This window comes from Tepidimonas thermarum (assembly GCF_007556705.1).
Lineage (GTDB): Bacteria > Pseudomonadota > Gammaproteobacteria > Burkholderiales > Burkholderiaceae_C > Tepidimonas > Tepidimonas thermarum.
On the sequence record NZ_VJOL01000122.1, the window covers coordinates 1 to 851 of the forward strand.

1 protein-coding gene is annotated in these 851 nt (G+C 59.9%); it reads left to right on the forward strand.

Going from position 1 to position 851, the window contains the following annotated elements; all coding sequences use genetic code 11:
• Window positions 1–190: 190 nt before the first annotated feature.
• Window positions 191–745, forward strand: a complete 555-nt coding sequence (locus tag Tther_RS13190) for a hypothetical protein (RefSeq protein WP_143904593.1) — start codon at window positions 191–193, stop codon at window positions 743–745.
• The last annotated feature ends 106 nt before the right edge of the window (window positions 746–851 follow it).

Consider the following 851-nt stretch of genomic DNA (forward strand, 5'->3'; position numbering starts at 1 on the left):
GCGCCATCCAGTCCGTTCTCGAGCAAGATCGCATAAGCGGCTTCCAAGGGGTTGGTTTCGACTCGTATTGCCATGAGGGTTACACTCCTTTCTCGAAGTCATGGCGTCAGACCCACCCTCGCGCTGTCTGCTGGGCGGGGAGCGTAGGCGCGTAGCGCCGGAGATCCCCGCCCAGCAGACAACCGGCAAAATGGAATTTACAGAAAGAACGATACACAACTACACCATCGACCTGCGCGCCTTCGATGGGGCGCTGGCGTCCGTGCTGATGCGCGACGAAGATTCTGATGGCGTTGCCACTACCTTCACCCTCAACTACGCCACGGCTGCGCTGGCCGGCACGGAGGGTGGCCTGGTGCTGCGCCACTCCGTCACAGAAGCGCCTGCGGTCACGCCTAACGCCAACGTCAACGTGCGCCTTGCCGATGCCTCCGGCGCGAACAACACCGTGGTCCTGCGTGTCGAAAACGATCTCAACAAAGAGACCGTGTTCAACTACAAGCTGGACTTCGACGGCGCGAGCAGCGCAACGGATACGACCCTCGCCGGCGGTAAGGTCGAAAACGTCACCATCGTCGACGCCGATACCGAATCCAACACGGTTGAGCTGGTCAAGACCACCGAGCACACAGTTGTGTATCGTTCTTTCTGTAAATTCCATTTTGCCGGTTGTCTGCTGGGCGGGGATCTCCGGCGCTACGCGCCTACGCTCCCCGCCCAGCAGACAGCGCGAGGGTGGGTCTGACGCCATGACTTCGAGAAAGGAGTGTAACCCTCATGGCAATACGAGTCGAAACCAACCCCTTGGAAGCCGCTTATGCGATCTTGCTCGAGAACGGACTGGATGGCGC